Annotated in this window: 18 protein-coding genes; 8 read left to right on the top strand and 10 right to left on the bottom strand. The window is 71.7% G+C overall.

The window, feature by feature from the left end; genetic code table 11:
- Positions 1-340: 340 nt before the first annotated feature.
- The gene (locus tag ABZ497_RS15515; RefSeq protein ID WP_359805387.1) at positions 341-3,514 is read left to right on the top strand and encodes an EAL domain-containing protein; all 3,174 of its coding nucleotides are present in this window, start codon (positions 341-343) and stop codon (positions 3,512-3,514) included.
- 6 nt (positions 3,515-3,520) lie between these two features.
- Here ABZ497_RS15515 and ABZ497_RS15510 read toward each other — a convergent pair whose 3' ends face one another.
- Positions 3,521-3,988, bottom strand: a complete 468-nt coding sequence (locus ABZ497_RS15510; protein ID WP_352287520.1) for an OsmC family protein — start codon at positions 3,986-3,988, stop codon at positions 3,521-3,523.
- A 41-nt stretch (positions 3,989-4,029) separates the two neighbouring features.
- Positions 4,030-4,803 carry an alpha/beta hydrolase gene (locus tag ABZ497_RS15505; RefSeq protein ID WP_359805385.1) on the bottom strand — a complete coding sequence of 258 codons (774 nt, stop codon included), beginning with the start codon at positions 4,801-4,803 and terminating at the stop codon, positions 4,030-4,032.
- A gap of 207 nt (positions 4,804-5,010) precedes the next feature.
- Here ABZ497_RS15505 and ABZ497_RS15500 point away from each other — a divergent pair, with 207 nt between their 5' ends.
- The 3 genes from ABZ497_RS15500 to ABZ497_RS15490 all read left to right on the top strand — a co-directional run bounded on the left by ABZ497_RS15500 (position 5,011) and on the right by ABZ497_RS15490 (position 6,662).
- The gene (locus ABZ497_RS15500; protein WP_329490364.1) at positions 5,011-5,544 is read left to right on the top strand and encodes a hypothetical protein; all 534 of its coding nucleotides are present in this window, start codon (positions 5,011-5,013) and stop codon (positions 5,542-5,544) included.
- A 172-nt stretch (positions 5,545-5,716) separates the two neighbouring features.
- A complete protein-coding gene (locus ABZ497_RS15495; protein ID WP_359805383.1) occupies positions 5,717-6,379 on the top strand; it encodes a hypothetical protein in 663 nt (220 codons plus the stop codon).
- Positions 6,380-6,437: 58 nt separating this feature from the next.
- Positions 6,438-6,662 (top strand): DUF6458 family protein, encoded by a 225-nt coding sequence (locus ABZ497_RS15490; RefSeq protein ID WP_329490362.1) that lies wholly within the window; start codon positions 6,438-6,440, stop codon positions 6,660-6,662.
- A 107-nt stretch (positions 6,663-6,769) separates the two neighbouring features.
- Here ABZ497_RS15490 and ABZ497_RS15485 read toward each other — a convergent pair whose 3' ends face one another.
- The 5 genes from ABZ497_RS15485 to ABZ497_RS15465 all read right to left on the bottom strand — a co-directional run bounded on the left by ABZ497_RS15485 (position 6,770) and on the right by ABZ497_RS15465 (position 10,701).
- Entirely contained in the window at positions 6,770-7,126 is a 357-nt protein-coding gene (locus tag ABZ497_RS15485) for a cupin domain-containing protein (protein WP_359805468.1), read from the bottom strand.
- 309 nt (positions 7,127-7,435) lie between these two features.
- Positions 7,436-8,269, bottom strand: coding sequence for a DUF1206 domain-containing protein (locus ABZ497_RS15480; RefSeq protein WP_359805382.1), 834 nt, complete (start codon positions 8,267-8,269; stop codon positions 7,436-7,438).
- A gap of 128 nt (positions 8,270-8,397) precedes the next feature.
- Complete coding sequence (locus ABZ497_RS15475; RefSeq protein ID WP_359805380.1) at positions 8,398-9,363, bottom strand: DUF4331 family protein; 966 nt, start codon at positions 9,361-9,363, stop codon at positions 8,398-8,400.
- Between the two features lie 169 nt (positions 9,364-9,532).
- On the bottom strand, positions 9,533-9,832 hold the full coding sequence (locus ABZ497_RS15470) for a DUF397 domain-containing protein (RefSeq protein ID WP_359805379.1): 300 nt from the start codon (positions 9,830-9,832) through the stop codon (positions 9,533-9,535).
- The gene (locus ABZ497_RS15465) at positions 9,829-10,701 is read right to left on the bottom strand and encodes a helix-turn-helix transcriptional regulator (protein ID WP_359805377.1); all 873 of its coding nucleotides are present in this window, start codon (positions 10,699-10,701) and stop codon (positions 9,829-9,831) included. Before ABZ497_RS15465 ends, ABZ497_RS15470 begins: the two co-directional genes overlap by 4 nt.
- Positions 10,702-10,833: 132 nt before the next feature.
- Here ABZ497_RS15465 and ABZ497_RS15460 point away from each other — a divergent pair, with 132 nt between their 5' ends.
- Both ABZ497_RS15460 and ABZ497_RS15455 read left to right on the top strand, forming a co-directional pair.
- Positions 10,834-11,292 (top strand): ATP-binding protein, encoded by a 459-nt coding sequence (locus ABZ497_RS15460; protein ID WP_359805376.1) that lies wholly within the window; start codon positions 10,834-10,836, stop codon positions 11,290-11,292.
- Entirely contained in the window at positions 11,282-11,455 is a 174-nt protein-coding gene (locus tag ABZ497_RS15455; RefSeq protein ID WP_359805374.1) for a hypothetical protein, read from the top strand. Before ABZ497_RS15460 ends, ABZ497_RS15455 begins: the two co-directional genes overlap by 11 nt.
- A 64-nt stretch (positions 11,456-11,519) precedes the next feature.
- On the opposite strand, the gene ABZ497_RS15450 is transcribed toward ABZ497_RS15455, so the two are convergent.
- Positions 11,520-13,157, bottom strand: a complete 1,638-nt coding sequence (locus ABZ497_RS15450; protein WP_359805373.1) for an amidohydrolase — start codon at positions 13,155-13,157, stop codon at positions 11,520-11,522.
- A gap of 61 nt (positions 13,158-13,218) precedes the next feature.
- Positions 13,219-14,745 carry an APC family permease gene (locus ABZ497_RS15445; protein ID WP_359805371.1) on the bottom strand — a complete coding sequence of 509 codons (1,527 nt, stop codon included), beginning with the start codon at positions 14,743-14,745 and terminating at the stop codon, positions 13,219-13,221.
- A 140-nt stretch (positions 14,746-14,885) separates the two neighbouring features.
- On the opposite strand from ABZ497_RS15445, the gene ABZ497_RS15440 reads away from it, so the two are divergent.
- Entirely contained in the window at positions 14,886-15,623 is a 738-nt protein-coding gene (locus tag ABZ497_RS15440) for a TetR/AcrR family transcriptional regulator (protein ID WP_359805370.1), read from the top strand.
- Here the strand turns inward: ABZ497_RS15440 and ABZ497_RS15435 are convergent.
- The gene (locus ABZ497_RS15435) at positions 15,604-15,801 is read right to left on the bottom strand and encodes a hypothetical protein (protein ID WP_359805368.1); all 198 of its coding nucleotides are present in this window, start codon (positions 15,799-15,801) and stop codon (positions 15,604-15,606) included. The two genes, ABZ497_RS15440 and ABZ497_RS15435, sit on opposite strands and share 20 nt — an antisense overlap.
- A 791-nt stretch (positions 15,802-16,592) precedes the next feature.
- On the opposite strand from ABZ497_RS15435, the gene ABZ497_RS15430 reads away from it, so the two are divergent.
- Positions 16,593-18,242 (top strand): cell wall-binding repeat-containing protein, encoded by a 1,650-nt coding sequence (locus ABZ497_RS15430; protein ID WP_359805366.1) that lies wholly within the window; start codon positions 16,593-16,595, stop codon positions 18,240-18,242.
- The last annotated feature ends 46 nt before the right edge of the window (positions 18,243-18,288 follow it).

Genomic DNA, 18,288 nt, shown 5'->3' with positions numbered 1-18,288 from the left:
GTGCGCTGTCGACTGCGTCGTCCACCGGCTTGACCTCGTGGTGTGGCGGCAGAATGCTGGGAGGTGCGACATTTCCGACTATACGCACCGAAGGACCGTTCCGAACGTCCGGCCGAAAGCCACCGGACGGACGGGGCCGCTGCCCGGAAACCGCGGGCACCCCCGAGCGGACTCCCCCGACAGGGCCTACGGTCGTACCCGAGTACACCTTTCGAGGAAGTCGAGCACAACCCCGAGCACAGCCCCGAGCACAACCCCCGGACCTGCCCCGGCAGATCCCGTCCTCGCCCGAAGTCACCGCCGGACCGGCGCCCGTGATATCGCGGAGGAGGTAGCGTCCTTGACACGTCGGCGACAACGCCTGATGGTCTGTTACCTGTCGTGGATGGTGCTGTTCACCTGCATCTACTACAGCAACCCGACCCAGCGGATCATCTGGTGGACCGGCATCGGCCTCGGCGGCGTAGCGGCCATCGTGGTGGGTGTCCACCTCAACCGCCCGGCGCACCGGCTGTTCTGGTACCTGCTCGCCCTCGCCAACCTCAGTTTCACCGCCGGCGAGGTCGTCCAGGTCATCCAGATGCAGTTCCTGCACCTGGGCAGCCCCTTCCCCTCCGTCGCCGACGGCTTCTACCTCGCCGAGTACCTGCTCTACGCGGCCGGCGTGCTGGGCTTCATCCGCTGGCGCACGGCCCACCAGGACCGCGCCAGCCTGCTGGACGCCCTCATCCTGACCATGGGCCTGGCCCTGCTCGCCTGGATCTACCTGATCCTCCCGTACGCCCGTAACCCCGACCTCAGCTGGTTCCAGAAGGCCGTCTCGATCGCCTACCCGCTGGGCGACGTGGTGGTCCTCGCGCTGCTGCTGCGCCTGCTGGTGCCACGCGGCGGCGGCAGCCGCGCGCTCCAGCTGCTCACCGTCGGCACGGTCGGCCTGCTGATCTCCGACATCCTGTACGGGCTCATCGTGCTGCACGGCAACTGGCACATCGGGACGCCGGTCGACCTCGGCTGGGCGGCCTTCTACACCGCCTGGGGCGCGGCCGCCCTGCATCCCTCGATGGTCGAGCTCACCAAACCGGTCCCCACCCAACAGGTCGATCTCGGGCGGGGCCGGCTCGCCCTGCTCGCCGCCGCCTCGCTGGTCGCGCCGACCATCCTGATCGTCGAGTCGATCAACGGCGACACCAACAACGCCGGGGTGATCGGCGCCTTCTCCGCGCTGCTCTTCCTGCTCGTACTGGCGCGCCTCGCGCTCGTGGTGAGCGCCCGGCGCGAGGCCATCGCCCGGGAGCGCGTGCTGCGCGAGGCCGGCGCCTCGCTCACGGCCGCCGTCACCGTCGAGGAGGTGGCCGACGCCGTCCAGGGGGCCGCCTCCACCCTGATGCCCACCGAGCGCGGGCACGTCGCCCTGCTCGCGGTCAGCGAGGCCGGTGTCCTGCACATCCGGCACGCCGAGCGCGGCCCCGCCCAGCACCACCCGCACGACGGCTCCGACTCGGACGAGGTGCTCGCCCTGGCGGCCGTCCGGGAGACCCGTTTACTCCCCGTCGAGGACATCGGCACCGATCTCGCCGTCCGCTTCGACGGCATGCCCTGCGCACTGCTCAGCCCGCTCACCCTGGCCGAGCGCCCCTCCGGCGACCCGCTGATCGGCGCCCTCATCGTGACCGGCACCGAGCAGGAGCTGACCAGCCTCTGGAGCTCGCTGGAGATCCTGGCCGCCCAGGCCGCGCTGGCCGTCGAGCGCGTCATGCTTAGCCAGGAGATCAACCGCCGCAACAGCGAGGCCTACTTCCGCACCCTGGTGCAGAGCGCCAGCGACGTCATCCTGATCCTCAACGCCGACGACGGCGTCCGCTACGCCTCGTCCTCCGCCGAACGCGTCCTCGGCTACGCCGACCTGGACGGCGTCCTGATCACTGACCTCGTCCCGCCCGAGGACAGCCGCACCGTCGGCAGCGCGCTGGCCCGGATGCGCGGCCCGGACGGCGGGGTCCGCACCGGCGACAGCCGCGAGCAGCAGCGCGAGCACTGGCGCCTGCTGCGCCAGGACCGCACCCCGATCGAGGCCGAGGTGCGCTGCAACGACCTGCGCGGGGATCCGACCGTCGGCGGCCTGGTGCTCACCCTGCGCGACGTCACCGAGCAGCGGCAGATGGAGCGCGAGCTCACCCACCGGGCCTTCCACGACTCCCTCACCGGCCTGGCCAACCGGGTGCTCTTCCAGGACCGGGTCGGCCACGCGCTCTCCCGGGGCGAGCGCAGCGGGGCGGTCACCGGCGTGCTCTTCATCGACCTGGACGACTTCAAGGTGGTCAACGACACCCAGGGCCACGCGGTCGGCGACGAGCTGCTGGTCGCCGTCTCGCTGCGGGTCTCCACCGCGCTGCGCACCTCCGACACGGCGGCCCGGCTCGGCGGCGACGAGTTCGCGGTGCTGGTCGAGGACGCGGTGCGCCCCGCGGACGTCGGCGCGATCGCGGACAGCGTGCTGGCCGCCTTCGTCGAACCGTTCAAGCTGAGCGCGGGCGCCGTCCGGGTGACGGCGAGCATCGGGGTGGCGACCACCGAGGACAGCGTGGACTCGGCGGAGCTGCTCACCCACGCCGACCTGGCGCTGTACTCGGCGAAGTCGGCCGGCAAGCGCCAGTGGTGCCACTACCAGCCCGCCCTCCAGGCCGGGCTGGTGGAGCGGCACGAGCTGAACGAGAACCTGGACGTCGCGATCGCCGAGTCCGCGTTCAAGCTCTACTACCAGCCGATCGTCGACCTGGCGACGGGCGAGCTGGTCGCCTTCGAGGCACTGGTCCGCTGGCCGCACGACCGGCGCGGGATGGTCCTGCCCGACGAGTTCATCGCGCTCGCCGAGGAGAGCGGCCAGATCGTGCCGCTCGGCGCCTGGGTCCTGGAGCGCGCCGCGCACGAGGCCGCCGGCTGGCAGCGGCTGACCGCCGACCGCCGCCGCGCCACCGGCCGGCCACCCCTGCGGGTCAACGTGAACGTGTCCGCCCGGCAGTTCCGGGACGCCGGCTTCGTCGACGTCGTGCGCGCCGCGGTACGGGCCTCCGGGATCGCCCCCGAGGCGCTGGTGCTGGAGCTGACCGAGTCGGTGCTGATGCGGCGCGACGAGCGGGTGCACACCGACATGCGCACGCTGAGCGAGGAGCTGGGCGTCGGCATCGCGATCGACGACTTCGGCACCGGCTACTCCTCGCTCTCCTACCTGCGGGAGTTCCCGATCTCGATCCTGAAGATCGACAAGTCCTTCATCGACGGGCTCGGGATGTCGCAGCAGCAGTACGCGCTGGTCGAGGGCATCACCCGGATCGCCGACACGCTGGGCGTCCAGGTCATCGCCGAGGGCATCGAGAACACCGAGCAACGCGACCTGCTCGCCGCCATGGGCTGCCCGCTCGGCCAGGGCTACCTCTTCGCCCGCCCGCTGACGCCGGACCAGGCCGGCGCCCTGGTCCGGGGCGAGGTCGACCTGGCCGGCCAGCGGCAGTCGTGACGGCCCTCAGCCCCGGGCGGCGGCCTCCGGCGGCACCTCCGTGGTGCTGACCACGACGCCGGCGGTCAGCGTCCGGTGCACCGGGCACTTCTCCGCGATGTCCAGCAGCCGCCGGCGCTGCTCGGCGTCGAGGGCGCCGTCCAGCCGGATCTCCCGGGTGATCCGGTCGACCAGCCCGTGCCCGCTCTCGCACTCCGCGCAGTCCTCGGCGTGCACCCGCTCGTGCCGCAGCGCGACGGTGACCTTCTCCAGCGGCCAGCCCTTGCGCTCCGCGTACATCCGCACCGTCATCGAGGTGCAGCTGCCGAGCGCGGCCAGCAGCAGGTCGTAGGGGTTCGGCCCGCTGTCGGCGCCCACCGGCCCCGGCTCGTCGGCCGCCAGCTCGTGGCGGCCGGCCCGGACCTGCTGGCCGTAGCGGCCGACGCCGCTCTCGCTCACCACGACGAGCCCGCGCTCGGACTGCTGCTGTTCCATCGTCATCCCTCTCGTACGGCTCCGGCCTGCCCGGCGGCGCTTCAGAATACGGAGCCGGCCGGGAGGCCCGGCGCCACGGGTGCGCGCAGGTGCCGCTCGAGGAACCGCGCCGCGCTCTCCAGCTCCGCCGCGGGCACACCCGCGTGGCCGCCGGGGTTGGCGTGCAGGGTCTTCTCCGCCGAGCCCAGGGCTTCGAACAGCGCGAACCCCGCCGTGCGCGCGACCAGTTCGTCGTCCCACTGCAGCACGAACCGGACCGGGACGGTGACCCGGGCCGCCGCCCCGGTCAGCGACTCGTGGCCGGCCAGGCCCAGGACGGCGGCGGTGATCCGCGGTTCCGCCGCCACCAGCGGGAGGCCGACCACGCTGGCCAGCGACAGGCCCCAGTAGCCCACCGGGTGCTCCGCGCCGACCTCGTCGAGCCCGCCCAGCGCGTCCAGCACCGCCCGCCACTCGGGCACCGCCCGCTCCGCGAGCGCCGCCGTGTGCTCGGCGATCCCCCGGCTCAGCGGCTCGCCCGCCGCCAGCAGCGCGCCGATCTCCGCCTCGAACCAGGCGTCCCGCGCGGAGCGCGGCCGGTCCCCGTGGCCGGGCGTGTCCACGGCCACTACCGCGAAGCCGTACTCCGTCACCAGGCGGCGGGCGCGGGCGGCCAGGACCGGCGTCCGGCTGTGCCCGCCCCCGCCGTGGCCCAGCAGCACCAGCGGGCGGCCACCGCCGGTACCGGTGGGCGTCCACAGCACACCGGGGACGTCGCCGTGGGTGAAGCGGCGTTCCGAGACGCCGTCAGAGGTCTCCTCCACGAGGAAGCGCATGCGTTCGTGGCCTTTCTGGTTACCGCCGGGAGCACGGTCGGTCGTGTACCCGGGAACCGTATCGGCACCGCACTTGGACGGCATCTGACGGTCGCTCGGGCGACGGCGGGACAGCCGCGCACCACCCAGGGGGGTTTGCCGGGCGCCGGACGGGCAAAGCGAGGGCCCGGCGGCCGCACCGGCGGCCCGCCGCCGAAAGGAGCGGAAATGGATCCTCTTCAGATCGTCATTGTCGCGGTCATCGCGGCGGCCGCACTCTTCGCCGTCCTGGCCCCCCGGCTGCGCTCGCACCGACTGCGCGCACGGTTCGGGCCGGAGTACGACCGCACCGTCCTGGTCCACGAGGGCGACGTCCGGGCGGCCGAGCACGACCTCACCGACCGGCTGGCGCTGCGCCGCCGGGTGAAGACCGTCCCGGTCGAGGCCGCCGACCGCGACCGGTACCTGGCCGAACTGCGCGGCCTGCAAGCCCTGTTCGTCGAGGACCCGCGCCAGTCCGCCGTCCGTACGGCGCGGCTGCTGGACTCCCTGCTGACCGACATGGGCTACCCGGGCGAGGGCCGTCCGGAGGTCCTCTCCGTCGACCACGCGGCGCGGCTGCCCGCCTACCGCGACGCCCGCCGGGCCCTGGACAACCCGGGCGCGGACAGCGAGGAACTGCGCTGCTCCGTGATCGCCGTCCGCGACCTGATCGTGGAACTGCTCCACGAGGAGCGCACCGGCGCGCTCGCCCGCCACTGACCCGCCCCGCCCGTACCCCACCCGCACAGCACACCCGCATCCGTATCCGCACAGCACTTGTACAGCGCCGACCTGTACGCCACCGGCCCGTACGCCACCGGCCCGTACGGCCGCCGTACGTATCCGGGCCGGTCCGGACGCATCCGTACGACGTCAGTCCGAGGAGGAGACGATGACCCGCATCGAGCAGCACCGCAGCGAGAACGGCCAGGGCAACGACGACCGGCCCGGTCACGGCCGGGTCCACCACGCCGCCGACCCGCGCCACGCCGGCACCCACGCCGGTGGCCGGTCCGGCCACCCCCGGCACGCCGCCGGGCACGGCCCCGCACCGGCCACCGCCGGCACGGCCGAGCGGTCCGAGGACCGGCCGGACGTCGCCTCGCTCCAGAAGTTCCCGGCGGTCCGACCCGCCGAGCCGGACGCGGCGCCCGCCCCGGACGCCGTCCCCGCCGCCCCGACCGCACCGCCGGCGCCGGGCGCGGCCGCCCCGACCGCGCCCACCGGCGAGACCGTCGCTCCGACCGCTCCCGCCGCCCCCGACCGACCGGCCGCCGGCCTGGGCCCCTGGCTGGACACCACCGCCGTCCAGGAGGCACGGGCCGAGTGGGAACGCGCCCAGATCGCCTTCGTGGACGACCCCGCCGGTTCGGCGGCCGCCGCCGACAGCCTGGTCAGCCGAACCGCCGACCTGGTCGCCGAGGCCGCCCGCCGACGCCTGGAGGACCTGCGCGAAGGCTGCCGGACCCCCGGCGAGGAGCCCGGCGCCCGCACCGAGCAGCTACGACTGGCGATGCGCGACTACCGCGCCGTCCTCGACCGACTTCTCGCCTGACCCCACACCCGCCCCGCCGGCCCCGGCCGGCCCTTCCGAGAACGGGAAGGAGACCGCCATGGGTATCGGCGGTTGCATCATCGTCTTCGCCTTGGGCGCCATCCTCACCTTCGCCGTCGACTGGCACCTCTCGGGCGTCAACGTCGATGTCGTCGGCATCGTCCTGATGGTGGCCGGCCTGCTCGGCCTGGTCGTCTACGCCCGCGCCCTGCGCCGCCGCCGACCGGTCGTCGGCGGGGTCGACCCGGTGGTGGAGGAACGCCGCTACTACGACGGCGCCTGAACCGGCACCGTCCGCAGACCTTCACGAACGCCCTTCCGCCGCCGGCCCGTCCGCTACGGGCCGGCGGCGGAAGGGCGTTCGCGGCGAAGGCGGGAGCCGGAGCCGCCTCAGGAGGTCGCGCGCGGGCCGGGAGTGGCGAGGAGGAGCAGCGACGGGCCCTCCACGGCAAGGGCCGTGAGGCCGGTGGCCGTGCCGGAGGCGTGCTCCTCGCCCGGCTCCCAGCGGACGCCGTCACCGGCCGACACCGGCACCCGTTGCCCGTCGGCGCCCGCCACCCAGCCATCGCCCGCGATCACCAGGAAGAGCTGACCCACCGGAGCCGGATGGGCGCCGATGGTCCCGCCCGGTTCGATGACCAGGCAGGTCAGGTGGACGGTTTCCCCGCCTGCGGCGACCGGTGTCGCGGTGGCACCGAGGCTGTCGTAGCGGTCGACGACCTTCTCGGCGCGGTCGAAGCGGAACATCTCCAACGCAAGGACTCCTCGTACGATCGGAAAGCACCCGATCGTACGAGGTAGCCAGGCAGCGGGCGCCCGCACGGTCCGGGTGACCGGTCGGGACGTCGCGCGACCGCGGGGTGCGGAGGTGCCCGGCCCTGACGGGGCCGGGCACCTGACCAACACGATCAGGGCTCGCGGTGGCTGCCCGCCCGCTTCTCCCCCGGCCTGAGGGCAGGATCCGGCTCACGACGCCCGGCGCCGGACTCGACCCGCACGGCTCGAAGAGCCACCGGTCCGACCGTAGGGTCCGACCGGTGGCACCGCCGGGCGCCGTCAGGAGAGGCGGCGCCAGCGCGCGGAGGCGAAGGAGAAGGCGCCGAAGAGCAGCAGACCGACGGCGGTGAGCACCAGCAGCCAGGGGCCGACCGGGGTGGTGGCGAGGCTGCGAAGGGTGTCGTCGAGGCCCTTGGCCCGCTGCGGGTCGAAGCGGACCGCGGCGGTGACGGCGAAGGCACCGGCCGCAGCGAAGACGAGGCCCCGCGCGGTGTTGCCGGCGACCCCGCAGGCGGTGACGGCCGTCCGGACGCGCGGCCCCATCGCCGCCGTGTCCAACCGTTCGAGGAAGCGGCGCCGAAGGGCCCGGACGGCGGTGCCGACCCCGACCCCGGCCAGCACCAGGCCCGCCGCGCCGACCAGGTACCGACCGGCCGGCAGGTCGAGGGCGGAGGCCGTCCAGTCCTTGGAGGTGTCGTCGCTGCTCGACTGTCCGCCGCTGCCCAGCGCGAAGGCGGCCGTTCCCCAGCAGACCGCAGCGTAGAAGAGCGCGCGGCCGGCGTTGAGGGCGCGCTTGCCCGGCTTGCCGTCCTTGCCGCGGCCGAAAGCGGCCGAGGCGGCCCGCCACAGCGCCATGCCCGCGAAGCCGGCCACCAGCAGCCAGAGCACCGCCCGGCCCAGTGGCTGGTCGGCCACCGTGCGCAGCGCGCCCTGGCGGTCGGCCTCGTCCGAGCCCTTGCCGAAGGCGATCCGCAGGGCGAGGTAGCCGACCAGGACGTAGACGACGCCCCGGGCCGTGAACCCGGCGCGCCCGGCCCAGCGCAGCGCGCCGTCCGCCGTGTCGTCGGCGGCCGCTCCCCGGCCGGCCGGTCTTCCGTGCGCTCCTGCGGCCACGACGGCCCCCTCTCGGCAGCGGGCGCCGTGCGCGCCCGGTCTGCCGGGGCGTCTGCCCGGCAGACCGTCGGACACGCGTGCGGGCGAGCGGTCGGACGGGCGGGCGGGCGGCGCGGGCGGCGCGGGCGTCAGACGGCCGGGTGCGGGTGGCCCAGGTGGGGGAAGACGGGGAGCAGGTCGACGTGCGGGGGGATGTGGTCGCCGGTGATCTTGCCGCCGGAGACCATGGACAGCCGGGCCGAGGTCACGTCGTCGACCAGGGTCCGCCCGTTGGGGTAGATCGCCGGGCGCGAGCGGTCGTAGCGCAGGATGTCGGGGAGGACGAGCTTCAGCGTCTCGGTGGCCGCGTCCGTGGTGTAGTCGCCGGTGTGCTGGAGGACGGCCGTCCAGGGCTCGCGGTACTTCGCCCAGTCGTCGGCCGGTTCGCCCGCGTTGTACGCGTCCTTCACGTCCTCGGCGTTGAAGTAGGCGGTCAGGGAGGGGTGCGCGCCCCGGTCGACGGAGACCAGCCGGCCGTCCTCGTGGAGGCTGACCCGCGCCCAGACGCCGATCGTCGCCTCCGGCCCCAGCTCGGCGTCCGGCGCTTCGAGGGCGATGCCGAAGACGTTCGCCTCGGCCATCGCGTCCTTGCCGGTCCAGGTGAAGTTGTTGACGATCCCTTCGAGGTCGGCGAAGAAGGGGTCGCTGCGCAGGCCGACGGAGAGCTTGTAGCCGTTCGCCTCGACCACGTCGGGGGCGTCGCCGAAGGCGACCGGGACGCCGGCGAAGAGGACGTCGCCGTTGGCCTCGTGCTGGCGCGCGGCGTCACCGGTGGCCCGGTGGACGGTCACGGTCTGGGCGCCGGCCTCGGGGTCGGAGAAGGTGAAGGAGTAGGCGACGTCCGCCTGGTCGTCCCCGTCGTTGTCGATGTTGATCCGGTAGACCGCGTCCGGGTGGAAGGCGTTGGCCCGGGTCGGCGCGTACGGGTTCACGTTCATGATGAGCACCGTCCGCCCCGAGGCGTCGGCCGCCGGGAACGCGAACAGGTCGGTGAGGTCCAGCCGGGCATCGCCCCGGGGCGACCGCAGGTCGGGACCGCTGAGGTGGTGGGACATGGCTGCGCTACCTCGTCTCTGCGTTCCCCCCTGGCTGTCGGCTCCGTTGCTACCAGCGGCACCCGTACAAGAGGGGGAGGCCACCCGTACAGAAGACGGCCGTCCGCCGATTGGCGGACGGCCGGGGGTCTGTGACGGGTAGTCGGAGAGGGACGTCGGAGCTACGGAGTCAGAGGGAGGAGGCGGCGGCGAACTCGACGAACGCCTGCCAGGCGGCGGGCTCGAAGGCCAGCTGCGGGCCGCTCCTGTCCTTGGAGTCGCGGACGTGGACGGTGCCGGGCATGGAGGCGACCTCCACGCAGTTGGCACCCTCGTTACCGCTGTGGCTGCTCTTCTGCCAAGCGACCTCAACGCACTGGCCACCCTCGTTGCTGCTGTAGCTACTCTTCTGCCAGGCAACTTCGATGCAAGCAGCGCCCTCGTTGGTGCTGTGGCTGCTCTTGAACCACGCCAGCTCGGCCTTGCTCATCGCTCTACCAGCCTCTTCTCGATCAAGGCCAGCGACGCTTCGGAACTGAGCGCCTGTGCCCTGATGCTGCCGTAACGTACGGCCATTCTACGGACTTCCTCCGGATCCGTGATCAGTCTATTAACGTGCTGCACCTCTACATAAGCGATCTGCGACCGCCCGCTCGGAGTCAGAAGGATGAAGGAGCCTCCCATACCGGCATGCCCCGTCCCATCCAACGGCAACACCTGGAGTTCCAGGCCCCGCATCTGCCCGATCGTCAGCAGGTGTCTCAGTTGTTCCTCATGCACATCCCAGCCACCCACCGGCCGTCGCAGCACGCTTTCGTCAACCACCCAACTCATCGCCGGTAGTGGCCATCGGCTCAGGATCTCCTGTCGGGCCATCCGGGCAGAAACCCACTGATCCACCTGCTCCGTCGACAACCACGGGCGGCGCATGTTGTACAGGGCCCGCGCATGCGCTTCTGTCTGCAACAGGCCAGGGACTGCGATCATGCTGTACTCGTGGATCTCAATGGCCCGGGCCTCTTCCTTGGTGAAGGCCTTCGACCATGCCGGATGCCGCGTGCTGACGCGGATCTTCGCTTTCATCACATCGCCCGCGACAACCTTGAGCGCTCCGCCCGCGCCGAGGAGCTCGTCAGCGGCGTTCAAGAACTCGACCCGTGCCGTCCTCCGCCCTCGCTCGACCGCTCCGACAAGGTCCTCGCCGTATCCGACGCGCTGAGCGAACTCCTTCTGGGTAAGACCGGCTCGCTCACGGAACAGCTTCACCAACTTCCCCACCGCGCTGAAGAACTCCGCGACCCCCTCGGAACCCTCCGGCAGTTCGCCGTCCTCGAACACCACGCGCTCATCGCCGCCCACAGCAACCACCCCGTCGTTTCGATCGGTTAATCCTCAGCCCACCGACAAGCCGACACTCCGCGCCCGGACAAGCACTCTCCGTACTCGCCCGATCCATGGTCAGGGTACTTCCGAGGGACCAGGCTTTGTCACATGAAGTCCGAAATTCCCCTCGACACAGCGACCCCTCGCGCCCACACCGCGCAGCTCACCGCCTCCCCCAAGGGGGCCTCGATCGGGCGCCGGATCGCGAGACAACAACTCACGGCCTGGGGGCTCAACTCCATCGCCGCCGAGACCTTCCACTCCGCGCTGCTGGTGATCGCCGAGCTGGCGGCCAACGCCAGCACCCATGGACGTGTGCCGGGCCGCGGGTTCGAGCTCGCGCTCCGCCTCGTCGACAGGTCCCCGGGCGGCGCCACCCTCCGTATCGAGGTGTCCGACTGCCGGGGGGACCGTCACCCCACCGTCCCCGCCGCCTGCGCCGCCCACGCGCAGTCCGGGCGCGGGCTCACCCTCGTCGGCGCGCTCGCCGACCGCTGGGGCAGCATCCCCCGCCACCCCAACGCCAAGACCGTCTGGGCCGAACTCGACCTCCCCCATGTCGCCTGAACGCCCCGGCACCGCCCAGGCCACGGTCCTGACCGTGCTTCCCCTGGCCCTGCTGCTCGCCCTCCTCGTCTGGGCGCTCCCCCTCACCGCGCGGCACCATCGACCGGCCCAGCCGCCGCGCCCGGCCCCGAGCGCCCCGACCGCCGCCCCCACCCGCCCCTGAAACCGGTGCCGCACAGGAAGTCGGACCGGCCGACTTCCTGTGCGGCACCGATTCGCGCGTCTCATCAGCCCTTCGCGTAGACCAACTGGCCGCCCACGTACGTCCGCTCGACCCGGGTGGCGGCGATCTCCTCGGGCGGGGCGGCGAAGAAGTCGCGGTCGAGCACCACCAGGTCCGCCAGGTGGCCGGTCCGCAGGCTGCCCGCGTCGTCGTGGCCGTTCACATGGGCGGATCCGGCCGTGTAGGCGGCGAGGGCGGTGGCGAGGTCCAGCCGCTGCTCGGGGAGGAAGACCCGGCCGTCGGTCGCGTCGGGTTCCATCCGGTTGACGGCGACGTGGATGCCGGCGATCGGGTCCGGGCTGCTGACCGGCCAGTCGCTGCCGGCGGCGAGGGTGGCACCGGCCCTCAGCAGTCCGCCGAACGGGTACTGCCAGGCGGCCCGTTCGGGGCCGAGGAACGGGATGGTGAGCTCGTCCATCTGGGGCTCGTGGGCGGCCCAGAGCGGCTGGATGTTCGCGATCGCGCCGAGTGCGGCGAAGCGCGGGAGGTCGCTCGGGTGGACCACCTGGAGGTGGGCGAGGTGGTGCCGGGTGCCGCGCCGGCCGTTGGCGGCGCGGGCGACCTCGATGGCGTCGAGCGCCTCGCGGACCGCGCGGTCGCCGAGGGCGTGGAAGTGCACCTGGAAGTCGAGGGCGTCCAGGGCGGTGACGTAGCCGCACAGGGCGGCGGGGTCGACGAAGCTGAGGCCGGAGTTGGCGGTGGCGCAGCCGCAGCCGTCCAGGTAGGGGGTGGAGAGCGCGGCCGTGAAGTTCTCGGCGATGCCGTCCTGCATGATCTTCACCGAGCCGGCCCGGAACCGTCCGCCGGTCAACTGCGCACGGCGGGCGACCAGTTCGGGGATCTGGTCGGCGCCCCGGTTGCGGTCCCACCAGAGCGCGCCGGTGACCCGCGCGGTCAGCGTGCCGGCCTTGGCGGCGGCGGCGTAGGCGTCGGACGGGTCCGGCTGGCCGTTGAAGATGCCGAGCAGGGCGTCCTGCCAGCCGGTGATGCCGAGCGAGTGCAGGAGTTCCTGCGCCCGGTGCAGTCCGGCCAGCCGTCCCGCCGCGTCGGTCGGCGGGACGAGCCGGGCGACCAGGCCGGTGGCGCCCTCCTGGAGCATCCCGCTCGGGGTGCCGTCCGGCTCGCGCTCGATCCGGCCGTCGGCCGGGTCGGGGGTGTCCCGGGTGAGCCCGGCGAGTTCCAGCGCCCGGGTGTTGGCCCAGGCGCCGTGGTGGTCGCGGTTGACCAGGTAGACCGGGCGGTCGGGCACGACGGAGTCGAGCAGTTGCCGGGTGGGAAGTCCGCCCGCGAAGCTCTCCATCGACCAGCCGCCGCCGGTGATCCACGTCCGGTCGGGGTGGGCGGCGGCGAACGCGGCGACGCGGCGCAGGTACTCGTCGGCGCCGACCGTCCCGGTGAGGTCGCACTCGGCCAGTTCGGTGCCTCCGAAGACGGCGTGGATGTGCGAGTCCTGGAAGCCGGGGATCAGCAACCGGCCTTCGAGGTCGACGACTTCGGTGCCGGGGCCGATCAGCCGGCGGACCTCGTCGTGGCCGACGGCGGTGATCCGCTCGCCGGTGACGGCGAGCGAGGTGGCGCGGGTGCGGGCCGGGTCGCCGGTGTGGACGGGACCGTTGGTGAAGACCAGGTCGGCCTTGGACATCGGTGGTGCTCCTGGGAGTTCGGCGGCCGGGGCGCGGCCGGGGTCGGGGAGACGGTGGGGGTCAGGCTGCGGGGGCGGCCGTCGGATCGGCGGAGGCCGGGTCGGCCGGTGCCTGCCGGTCGAAGTAGGCGGACTTGCGGTGGAAACGGGACCACGCGGCGGCCACCAGCCCGGAGCCGATCATCAGCACCGGCACGGACAGGCCGAACCAGCCGTTGTCGGCCGAGAGTTCGAAGTGGTCCGCGGAGTCGTACAGCATCCAGCAGAGATACCCGCCCACCGCCAGCAGCACCGCCGCGCCGAGCAGTGGGGCGACGACCGCGCGCAGGCCCTCCAGCGGTGAGGTGCGCAGCAGGTGCCGGAACCGGACCGCCGCCGCCACCGCGGTCAGCGCGTAGTAGAGCGCCACCACGATGCCGATCGCGTTGACCGTCGCCGAGATCAGGTCGTTCACGGTCGGGATGACCAGCGAGAGCACCGCGAGCAGGATGGCGGCGCCCGAGATCAGCAGGGTGCCGGCGGCGGGGGTGCCGTAGCGGGGGTGGATCCGGGTCCAGACCGGGCCGAGCGTGCCGTCCCGGCCCATCGCGTACATGCCCCGGGCGGTGGGGATGACGGAGGCCTGCAACGAGGCCACGGCGGAGAAGGTGAGCGCGATCAGCGGCAGCGCGGCCAGCGGCTGGCGGGCCAGCTTCTCGCCGAGGTACGTCAGCCCGTGCGCGCCGTTGTCCGCCAACTCCTCCATCGGCAGCACCCGTTGGAAGGCCGTCCCGGCGAGCAGGAAGAGCAGCAGCATCACCGCCAGCGCGATGAAGCCGCCGCGCGAGGCGTCGCCCGGTTCGCGGACCTCCTCGCCGATGCTGAACACCGACTCGAAGCCCCAGTAGCAGAACACCGCCAGCACCATGCCCTGTGCGAGGGCGTCCACCGACGGGATCGCGAAGGGGTTGTACCAGTCGAGCGAGAACGGCTGGTCGCCGGCGAACAGGCCGTAGCCGCAGAAGGCCAGCAGCACGACGTACTCGAAGACCAGCAGGTACTTCTGCAGCCGGGCGGCGAGCTCCAGGCCGCGCACCGCGACCAGCGCGGCGGCCACCAGGACGACCATGCCCAGCAGGGTGGCCTGGAGGGTGGAGTCCGCGTCCAGCCGCAGGCCGGCCACCGAGCGGACCCGCGCCTGGCCGAGCAGCTGGATCAGTGCCGACCCGGTCACCGTCGTGGTGTAGGCCATGAACACCACGGTACCGACGGTGTTCACCCAGCCCGTGAGGAAACCGAGCCAGGGGTTAAGCACCCGGCCGACCCAGGTGTAGCTGCTGCCGGAGTCCGGGTCGACGCGGTTGAGCCGCCCGTAAGCGCCGGCGATGCCGAGCACCGGGAGGAAGGCCAGCAGCATGATCGCCGGCAGGTGCAGGCCGACGACGCCCGCCATCAGGCCGAGCCCGATGCCGATGCTGCTGGTCGCCGCGGTGCTGGAGGCGGCGAGGACGATGCCGCCGACCACGCCGACGGACTTGGGCAGCGGGCCCTCGGGGGTGGGCGCGCCGGCTCTCGGGGTGTCGCCGGAGTCCTTGACCGTCGTTGCCAACGGATCACCGCCTTGATCGTGGGGGGGGGGGGGAAGGGGTGGCGGCCGGTAGCTGTCCTGGCCGTGGCGGCCATGAAAGCCTCGCCCCGGTCACACGTCAATGCTGTTGTCATAAGGCGCGATGCCCTAGGCTCCCCGCCATGACGGAACGCGTGGTCCCCGAACCGCAACGGCGGCGCCGGAAACCGACCAAGCAGGGCACGGTGCTGTCCGAGCAGGTCATCGTGGCCACCGCCCTGCGGCTGATCGGCCAGCACGGCGCGGCCGCCCTCACCGTCCGCCGCCTCGGCGCCGCACTCGGCGCCGACCCGAGCGCGGTCTACCGGTACTTCCACAACACCGACGACCTGCTGCTGGCCGTCGCCGACGAACTCATCGGCCGCGCCCAGCACGGCCTCGCCCTCACCGGCGACTGGCGCACCGACCTCCACGCGATCGGCATGCGCGTCCACGCCGCCTACCTGGCCCACCCCCAGGCCGCCCAGCTCGCCGCCCACCGCACCACCGGGCGCGACCACGAGACCCGGGCCGTCGAGACCATCCTCGGCGTGCTCCGCTCAGCCGGGTTCCCCGACCACGAGGCCGTCCCGATCTACCACGCCTTCATCGACCAGGCCCTCGCCTTCGCCGCCCAGGACGCCGCCGCCCTCGCCCTCCCACCCCCGGCCCGCGCCGCCGACCTCGCCGTCTGGCGCGTCCGCTACGGCCGCCTCACCCCCGCCACCCACCCCAACATCGCCGCCACCGCCCCCCTCCTCATCACCGACATGGACCGCAGCGGCTACCCCTTCGCCCTCGACCTCCTCCTGGAAGCCGTATCCGCCCGCCTCGCGAAGCACGGGGGCGGTGGACGACCTGTCACCCCACGAGAGCCTTGACCAGCGAGAACACCAGCGCGTACGCCGACAGCACGATGAAGAACCACCCCGCCAACAGATGCGGCCCGGCCGGCCCCTTCGCCGTGGGGGCCCGCTTGGTCGGCTGCATGAAGAACCTGCTCATCCCCCGGAAGTCCGTGACGACGGCTATGCCCAGCGCCAGCGGAACCAGAAACATCAGGATGACCACCGAACAACCCCTGCGCCAGCCCCATGTGACCGACACTCAGATCACCCGCGCATCAGGCCTCCCTGACCGCCGGATTCACGGTACAGAAGTACACCGACTCCCCGCCCCTCTCGAAGAAGAAGCTCCCGGAGTACTGGCCGCGCGCGATCCGTCACTGTGCAGCCCGGCGGCACCCGGATCGACCAGCAACGCAAGGCCGGGAGGGACCGCACTGCCGGTACCACTGTCCGACCCGCTCAAGCGACTTCTCCGGAGCAGCACCCCTCGGCATCGAACAGCCCTGAAGCCCCACACCTTCTTCGTCACCGATCAAGGGGCCGAGACACCTCAGTCGGTCGGTCCTCGACATTTCGGGGCTCTTCGAGCGAAGAATATCTGCCGTCGGCACTGCCATCTCTCCAAGCTTTCGATGCTTGTCAAGTGAAATACACACCCCCTCCTGAGCTTTAGCCCAAATTAGCCTCGAGCCAAACATAGTGCCATTCTCGGAGCTGTTCACCCACAGGGTGGGCGAAGCCGCCCCATGAGACACTAGACGTGCTCCGAAACGCAGATCGCCCGACAAGGGCACCATCGAGAATTCCCCCACGGATGACCTTGCTCCCGCAGAACGCCTGTCCACTTGGTCCGCATATTATACGAAATATAGCGCCTAGTGAATTTTGTGGGCTCTTTACCCGCGCTTGGACATCGGATATGGTCGTACGCGTCGAAAGCTAAAGGGGAATTTCGACAGTGATCAGTTCGGCATTTCATGCCGCATTGGGGGGCGACATCTCATGATTTCTGCACGTCAAAACGGGCTTTTGGTCGGCGCGACGCTGGCCGTCGGCGCGACGCTGTTCGGCGGCCTCCTAGGCCCAGCCGGCGTCGCCCACGCCGCCGACTCTACTCAACAACCGGTGACGGTCGGCCGAGTCGCGGGTGCCAGCCCAGCCGAGACGGCGGTCAGGGCGTCTCAGGAGCGCTGGCCGGCCCTCACCACTGCAGCTAAAGCAGCGTCACCTTCGGTGGCGGAGACGCAGGTTGCCCAGAGCGTCGTCCTGGTACGGCAGGGCCAGGACCAGGAAGCCGCATTGGCGGTTCCGCTGGCCGCCGCGAACAAGGGTCCCCTGCTCTACGCCGCCCCATCTGGCGTGCTCGCATCGGACACCATCGCCGAGATCCGGCGCATCCTGCCCAAGCGGGGCACGGTGTACCTGGTCGGCGGGTTCAACAACCTCGCAGTGGACCTGGTTGCGCGGGCGGGTTTCACACCCAAGGTGTTGCGCGGCGCGACGTTCGAGCAGACGTCCGTGGCCGTCGCTCGAGACGGCATCCAGAACACCCGGGAAGTGGTAATCGCCAACGGATTCAACCCGACGGACCTGATCAGCGCCGCCGCCGGCGCCGGGAACGTTCACGGCGCCCTTGTGCTGACCCGCGACCAGTCGCTGTCCCCGGAAGTCAAGGAGTACCTGGACGGACTCCCTCCCACTGTCGTCAAGACGACCGTGGGCATCTCGGTCCAGAACGTCTATGCCAACACCTACGGCCCGGTCGTGGGCCGCGATGACTTCGAGACCAGCGCCCTGGCGGCAGCCGAGTTCACCCGCAATCCGACGCGGATCACACTGGCCAGCCAGTCCAACGTGACAGAGGGCCTGCTTGGTGCCGCCGACGCGTCCTCTCGGGGCGCTTCGCTAGTGGTGAGCGAGGCGGCCTCGTTGCCCGTTCCCGCGCAGTGGCATGCGAGCGACACCCAGCGGTCGGTGACAGAGGTCAAGGTTGTCGGTGGAACGACCACCGTGAGCGACACGGTCGCCCAGCAGATGGCACAGGCGGCGACCGGCAACGAGACGGACAAGGCACCGACCCTCGACCAGGATCCGGCCAATGCGGCCGAGCTCGTCGCCCAACTCCAGCTCAGCTCCGCCCTCGACGACTGGACGCCGCCGACAACGAAGGCTGCGGCATCACCTCTCGCCCGCGAAGGCCGAGCCGCACGCTCTTCCTCGGGTTCCTCGGGCTACTACGGCGGGATGAATGGAAGCGAGTTCACGTTCTGTGTTCTTCAGCCGTCGCACTACAACATCTGCGACAAAGCCAGTGATCATGCGACCGTCGCGGAGAACGCAGCAAAGCGCGACTTCGCCGACTCGTTGCACAACGGCAAGGGCGATGCATTCCGCCACTGCTACTGGAATGCCCGAATGGCCATAGACATGGGCGTCAACACCGCAAAGGGCTTCGGGGACCGCCATGAGGATGGCGACGGACCGGAGAACGAGAAGCGGATGGATCTCTACAACAATGCCGAAGGCCGATGGTTCGGCGCGTACTACAACAACGGCTACAGCCACCTTCCCAAGGAAGAGCGGTACCAGGCCGCCAACCACGACTGTGCGGTCAGCGCCGGCGTGGGCGACCTGCACACCATCGAGAAGTAGCAGTCAGGCAGACGGAGAATCACCAGATGAATCCCCCCCGGCACCG

Origin of the sequence: Kitasatospora sp. NPDC005751, assembly GCF_040630835.1 — a bacterium.
GTDB lineage: Bacteria > Actinomycetota > Actinomycetes > Streptomycetales > Streptomycetaceae > Kitasatospora.
The sequence above is the reverse complement of the archived record's forward strand: the minus strand, read 5'-3'. Positions and strand labels throughout refer to the sequence as shown.